This window comes from Streptomyces gobitricini, assembly GCF_039532985.1.
Lineage (GTDB): Bacteria > Actinomycetota > Actinomycetes > Streptomycetales > Streptomycetaceae > Streptomyces > Streptomyces gobitricini.
The window spans coordinates 22,233-29,076 of record NZ_BAAASR010000011.1; the positions used below are offsets into that span (position 1 = coordinate 22,233).

At 74.5% G+C, this 6,844-nt stretch carries 3 protein-coding genes; all 3 read right to left on the reverse strand.

From position 1 onward, the window contains the following. Nucleotides 1-52 precede the first annotated feature (52 nt). A complete protein-coding gene (locus ABD347_RS09610) occupies nucleotides 53-1,471 on the reverse strand; it encodes a DUF6177 family protein (RefSeq protein ID WP_344359023.1) in 1,419 nt (472 codons plus the stop codon). 34 nt (nucleotides 1,472-1,505) lie between these two features. After that, a complete protein-coding gene (eccCa, locus tag ABD347_RS09615) occupies nucleotides 1,506-5,483 on the reverse strand; it encodes a type VII secretion protein EccCa (protein WP_344359025.1) in 3,978 nt (1,325 codons plus the stop codon). A 13-nt stretch (nucleotides 5,484-5,496) separates the two neighbouring features. Continuing rightward, on the reverse strand, nucleotides 5,497-6,844 hold a 1,348-nt coding region (locus ABD347_RS09620), incomplete at its 5' end, for a MinD/ParA family ATP-binding protein (protein ID WP_425575613.1).

Consider the following 6,844-nt stretch of genomic DNA (forward strand, 5'->3'; position numbering starts at 1 on the left):
TCCTGCAATGAGCAATCACCGGATCGTGGCCCTCTGTGACGAACACATGACATCACTCGCCCTTCAGGTGCCGCACCAGCCGCTCGAAGTCCTGCCATCCCGACAGGTCCGACGGGTCGCCGGGCAGCGGGTAGTACAGCGCCGGCCGGGCTCTCGGGCCCAGTTGGACCGGGGCATCGGGCAGCGGCGTCCGGCGGGCACGGTCGCCGGGCATCGCTCGTACCTCCTCCGCGCCGAGCACGAAGGCCAGCGGAACGCCAGGTCCCTCGAAGCGCGGCGGGACCGCCAGGTCACGGCGGGCTTTGCGGAGCTGTACGAGCATCGACCGCAGGTGGTGACCGGTGGCGAGCACCTCGGCCGCCCTCGGCACCGCGTCCACCGGAAGCTCCTCGTCCGGCCCGTAGCCGAACGCCAGCGTGACCTCCTCCTCCACACCCGCCTTCGTACGGCTCACGCGTACGGTGGCGAGGCCCGGCCGCTCCGGACTGCCGACCACCACCACCCACGTCGGCTCGGGCGCCCGCTCGTGGACCACGTCCGTCAGCCGCCGCAGCGACCACGGCAGGTTGGCGGGCTCGGCCGTGCCCCACCCGGCCGGCGCCTCACCGGTCAGCTCCCGCCACACCGACTCCAGGGCACCGCCCAGCACCAGCCGGTCGTCCGCCGGGTGCACCGTGCGGAACGTCAGGCCCAACTGCCGCTCCCCGCTGTCCTCGACACCCTCCTGGTAGGCGGCGGCCACCCGGGCGCGCGGGTCCTCGTCCGTGGAGTCGGGCGCCGCGACCGGGTGGAACATCCCCTCCTGCCACGCCAGCACCGCGCCGGACAGCCCGTCGTAGTAGCCGTCCCGCTCGTCCTGCACGACCCAGCGCGACGGCCAGGCGGACAGCGCGCCCCGTACCGCCGGGGAGAGCGTGGTACCCGCCGGAGCGACGATCTGGAGCCCCAGCCCGCCCTCGGCGGCCGCCCGGAACGCGTCCGCCAGCCACGCCGTCATGGCGACCACGGGGCGGTCCTGGATGACGACGGCCACCTTGTCGGTGAGGACGTCCACCGCGGGCCGCGCGGCGGCCGGCGGCGCGACCCCCACCCCCTCCGACGCCACCACGGCCAGCGACCGCGCGGCCTCCGGCGGCCACGCCGAGCCACCCGTCAGCGATACCAGTCGGGCCGCGAAGGTGCCCGCCAACCGCTCCGCCTCCGCCACCCCGGTCGTGGCACGCGCCTCCGTCCACCAGAACGGCACCGGCGGCGGCGTGGCCCCGAGCAGCCGCTCGGCCTCGCCGCGGACCTGCACCAGCAGGGGCGCCTCCACCGAGACGAGCGGGCGGCCCTCCTCGTCGCAGAGCCGCACGACGGCGTCCTCGCCGGCCGTGTCCACCAGCTTGTCCGGGCCGCCGGAGAGCAGACCCGCGAGCACACTCCACGGATCCGGCATGCGCTCGGTGAGGGCTATGACGTCCTTGGTCATGGGGTCGTCCGGTCCTTAACTCGTGACTTCGTCGTCATTCGGGCGTGTACACCGTCTGGATCAGGCGGTTCGACTGGCCCCTGCGGATGAGCACGCCCCGGCCGGGCGGCTGCTGGGAGGCGTACACGCCCGGGAACAGCTGCCCCTCGCTGCGGTCGCCCGCCATGAGGATCGCCGACGCCCCCGACTCGCGCAGCCCCTGCACCAGCGGCTCGTACATGCCGCGCGAGGCGCCCGCGACACGGCGCGTCAGCACGAAGTGCAGGCCGATGTCGACGGCCGAGGGGATGTACGGCAGGAACGGCGCGAGCGGCGCCTGCCCGGCCGTCGTCAGCACGTCGTAGTCGTCGACGAGGACCACGATCCGCGGACCGCTGCCCCAGCTGCCCGGCTCCAGGTCCTCCAGGGCGGCGCTCTCGTCCGGCAGCCGCTTCTCCAGCTCGGTGGCGATACCGGCGGCGAGACCACCGCACAGCTTGGCGTTGTACGCGTACCCGCCGAGGTACTCCTCGGGCACGACGCCCCGCAGCCCCCGGCGCGGGTCCATCACGGCGAGGACCAGCTCGTCCTCCCCGTACCGCTCGACGAGCCGGGCGGCGATGGTCTTGAGCAGGTTCGTCTTGCCGCACTCGCTGTCGCCCATGACCAGCAGGTGCTGGTCGTGCGCGAACAGGTCGAGCAGTACGGGCGCGAGCGCCGTCTGGTCCAGGCCGACCGGCACCCGCTTCGGCTCGGCGACCGGGCCCGGCAGCAGGTGCGGCTCCAGGACGTGCGGCAGCACCCGCACCGGCTGGGCGACCTCGCCGCTCCAGGCGGCGCGGACCTGCCGGGCGGTGCGCTCCAGGACGGTGCCCAGGTCGGTGTTGTCGGACAGTCCGTCCGTACGGGGCAGGGCGGCCTGCGCGAACAGCTTCCCGTCGGTGAGGACGCGGCCCGGTTCGTCGGGCGACAGCGTCTCGGCGAGCTTGCGGTCGATGCTGGTCTCGGTGGCGTCGTTGAGGCGCAGCTCGACGCGGGTGCCGAAGTACGACTGGGTCGCGATGCGGACGTCGTTCCAGCGGAGCATGCCGGCGACGACGTGGATGCCGTACCCGCCGCCCCGCTTGAGGATGTCGACGACGGCGTCGTCCAGCTCGTCGAAGTCGTCGCGCAGGGCTCCGAAGCCGTCGATGACCAGGACGATCTCGGCCGAGGAGAGCTGCGGCAGCCGGCCCGCCGCGTGGAGGGTGCGCAACTGCTCGACGGAGTCGATGTTGTGCTCGCGGAAGAGGTCCTCGCGGGCGGTCAGCATGTTCCGTACCTCTTCGACGGTACGGGCTGCGCGCTCGCGGTCGGCGCGGCTCGCTACGCCGCCGACGTGCGGCAGGCCAGACAGGGCCTGGAGGCCGCCGCCGACCAGGTCGAGGCCGTAGACGCCGACCTCCCGCGGGGTGTGCGTCAGGGCGAGCGACAGTACCAGCGTGCGCAGCAGGGTGGTCTTGCCGGACTGGGGGCCGCCGATGACGGCGGCGTGGCCGCCCGCCACGGTGAGGTCCAGGTACCACTTGCCCTGCCACTGTCTGGTCGGGTCGTCCAGCAGGCCCAGCGGCACCTGGAGCGGACCGCGCCGCGCGGACAGCTGCATGCCGCGCGGGCCGGCCTGGAGCGGGCCGGCGACCTGGTCGAGGGCGACCGCGCCGGGCAGCGGCGGCAGCCAGATGCGGCGCACCGGATCGGTGGAGGCGTTCTCCAGCTGCTCGACCATGACGCCCAGTTCGGTCGGCCCGGTCTCGCGGCGCCGTACCGTGCTCTCCTTGGGGCCGCTCTCCTCCGAGGCGCCGAGGGTGTTGTACGCCTCGTACTCCAGGGCGAGCGGTCCGGTGTCCTCGTCCTCGGCGCGCCGTACCGGGCCGCGGTAGGCGCCGGAGACGTAACTCGCCTTGAACCGCTCGTAGTGGCTGGTGTCGACCTTCAGGTAGCCGAAGCCGGGCAGCGGCGGCAGGTGGAAGGCGTCGGTGGTGTCGAGCACCGTGCGGGACTCGTCGGCGGAGAAGGTGCGCAGGCCCAGCCGGTACGACAGGTAGGTGTCCAGGCCCTTGAGCCGGCCGCCCTCGATGCGCTGGCTGGACAGCAGCAGGTGCACGCCGATCGAGCGGCCGATACGGCCGATGGACAGGAACAGGTCGATGAAGTCCGGCTTGGCGGTGAGGAGTTCACCGAACTCGTCGATGACGATGAACAGGTGCGGCAGCGGGTCCAGATCGGGCCGCTTCTCGGCGCGCAGCGCCGCGTAGTCGCCGATGTCGGCGACGTTGCCTGCCTCCTTGAGGACCCGCTGGCGGCGCTTGACCTCACCGGCGAGGGAGGCGTGGACGCGCTCGACGAGACCGGCCTGGTTCTCCAGGTTGGTGATGACACCGGCGACGTGCGGCAGGCCGGCGAACGGGGCGAAGGTCGCGCCGCCCTTGTAGTCGACCAGGACCAGCGCCAGGTCCTCCGGCGGGTGGGTGGCCACCAGCGCCAGGACCAGGGTGCGCAGGAGCTCCGACTTTCCGGAGCCGGTGGCGCCGACGCACAGTCCGTGCGGGCCCATGCCCAGCTCGGAGGACTCCTTCAGGTCCAGCAGCACCGGCTCGCGGGAGTCGCTGACACCGATCGGTACGCGGAGGAAGGCGCGCTCACCGCGCGGCGCCCACAGCGTCGCCAGGTCCAGCCGCGCCACGTCGTCGATGCCGAGCAGGTCGGCGAAGTCGACCGCCCCGGACAGCGGCGCGTCGGCCATCGACTCGGCGGACAGCCGCAGCGGCGCCAGCATCCGGGCGAAGCCCTCGGCGAACGGAACGGACACCTCGTCGACCGTGCCGTGCGCGCCGATCGGCTCCTCCTCGCGGAGGTCCTCGATGACCACCTGGTCGCCGTCGACGGTGATCCGCACGCCCACGTGGCCCGGCTCCTGGACGCGCTGCTCCAGCAGGTGCAGCACGGTCACGCCCATCTCCCGCAGGCCCACCGCGTCGTCGGGGCGCGGCAGGTCGACGGCGTCCTCGCCGTGCCCGTCGGTGACGACGAGCAGGCGGGACGACATGGACAGGGCGTCCTTGCCGGACAGGCCGCGGCGCACCTCGGCCGCGTAGGAGGCGCGGCGGCGCAGCTCGGGGCCGAGCTGCCGGGCGAGCTGCGGCGCCGAGGGGGCGATGCGGCGGGCGGCGACCGGGCCGTCGAACTGGTCGGTGTCCAGCAGGTGGGGCATCCACTTGGCCCACTCCCAGTCGGCCAGCCGCTCCCCGGGTACCGCGAGCGCGATCGCCACGTCGTCGGGGGCGTGCAGGGCGGCGGCCTGGACGAGCAGGGCGCGCGCGACCCGCAGGCAGTCCTCGCGCGGGCCGACGACGCTGATGTTGCCGACCCGGTCGAGCGGGACGGTCAGCGGGAGTTCGGTGCCGGTGCGGAAGCGGTCCATCAGCGCCGACGCCTCGTTGAGCATGAACCGGTCGGGCGGGGTGAGGACCGAGGAGCCCTGGTCGGCGATCCGCAGGTCGCGCACCGGCATCTCGCCGGTGCCCACCCGTACGCGCAGGAAGTCGGCGTCGAGCCGGCGGCGCTCCCACAGCCGGGCGGGGTCGCGGACGATGTCGTACAGCGCGTGCGGCGGCGGGTTGAGCACGTCGGCACGCTCCCGCCGTGCGCGCTCCTCGGCGGACAGCTCCTCGCGCAGGTCCTCCAGGTACGCGAGGTACGCCTCGCGCTGGGTGCGACGGGTGCGCTGGGCCTTGCCGCGCTGCGAGAAGACCAGCACGAGCGAGCCGATGATGGTGATGACGAGGATCAGCGCGCCGAGCGCGGCGAACTGGCTGTTGCGGACGACCGTCATCATCACGACGGACGACATGACACCGGCCACGGGCAGCAGCGACATCGCGACGTTGCCGCCCTTGCCCTCCGGGAGGTTGGGCGGGGCCTCGATGGTGCGCGCCTCGGAGGCGGCGGGCGGCCGCGTCGTCCTGGCGGGGCGGTGTATCAGTCGGGTGCTCACGGTCCGCTCCCCCTCAGTGGCGCTTCTGGGACAGCTGGAAGACGTCCGCCGCCAGCCGGGTGGCGGCCTGCCGGGTGGGGTGGGCGAGCAGCTCGGTGCGGATCGGGCCGCCGGCCGCCAGGTGCCGGTCGTAGGGCAGGACCTGGACACTCGCGCCGGTGGCGGCGAGCTTGCGGGTGGCCTCGTCGAGGTCGAGCCCGGCGTGCGGCACGAGTTCGGTGAGCACGACGACGGTGCCGGCGATGATGTGACGCGGCAGGCCCTGCATCCACTGGAGCACCGCGTGGGTGCTGGCGATGCCCTCCAGCGTGGCGGGGGTCGTCAGGACGCGGGCCTGGGCGGCGGACAGCGCGACGCGGGCGACCTCGGCGGGCAGGGTCTCGCAGTCGACGACGGTCACGCCGAAGTAGCGGCGCAGCGCGACCATGACCCGCTCGTACGCCCGGGTGTCCAGCATGGCGCCGATCCGGCCCTGACTGCCGGGCAGCAGCCAGGCGTTGTCGGGCAGCTGCACGAGGTAGCCGGTGACGTCGAGCAGCGACATCTGCGGCTCGACGATGCCGGCGACGTCGCCGGTGGTCCACCGCAGTGTCTCGGCACCGAGCCGGATCGGCAGCGACCCGAGCGCGGGGTCGGCCTCGACCAGGAGGACGGGGTCCTGCCGGTAGTGCGCGTACGTGAGGCCCAGCAGCGCGGCGACGGTCGTCTTGCCCGCGCCCCCGCGGATGGACGTGACGGCGATCTGCCGCCCGGTCGTCACCGGCTGCTGGAGCGTGTCGGCGGTACGGGTCGTCTCGGCGACCTCCCGGGCGGCGGACGACGAAACCGTACGGCGTACGGCGCGGACGGCGCGCGCGGTGAACGGCTCGCCCCGGCGCGGCTTCCGCCCGGCGGCGGCGAGGTCCTTGTCGACGACGGGGCGTGAGCCGGGGGTGGCCGGGCCGTGGGGGTAGGGCGCCGGGGACGGTGCGGAGACGGCCGGTGCGGCGGAGGGGGGTGCTGCGGAGGGCGGCACGGCGTGCGGTACCGCGGCGGCCGGTGCGGCGTGCGGTGCGGTGTCGCCCTGCCGGCCGGCGGCCTGCCGCGCCCGGGCCGCCTCGGCCGCTTGGGCCAGCTGCTCCTGTGCGTGCGGGCCGGGGGCGGGCGCGGCGTGCGGGGGATGGGGCGCGGGGGCGGCGTGCGGTGTGTGCGGCTGCGGGGGCTGCTGCGCAGGGACGTGCCCGGCCGCCTGTGCGGGCGGTATGGGGGCGGGTGCGGCGGGCTGCCCGTCGGCGTGCGGCGACCGGCCGCGGGCCAGGAGCGGCGCCGGGGCGCCCCCCTGCGGGCCGTCCGGGAGCGGAGGCCGCGGGGCGGGCGCGGCG

Coding starts and splice junctions, on each gene's coding strand:
- ABD347_RS09610 (WP_344359023.1), bottom strand. CDS start 1,471: ATGACCAAGGACGTCATAGCCCTCACCGAGCGCATGCCGGATCCGTGG.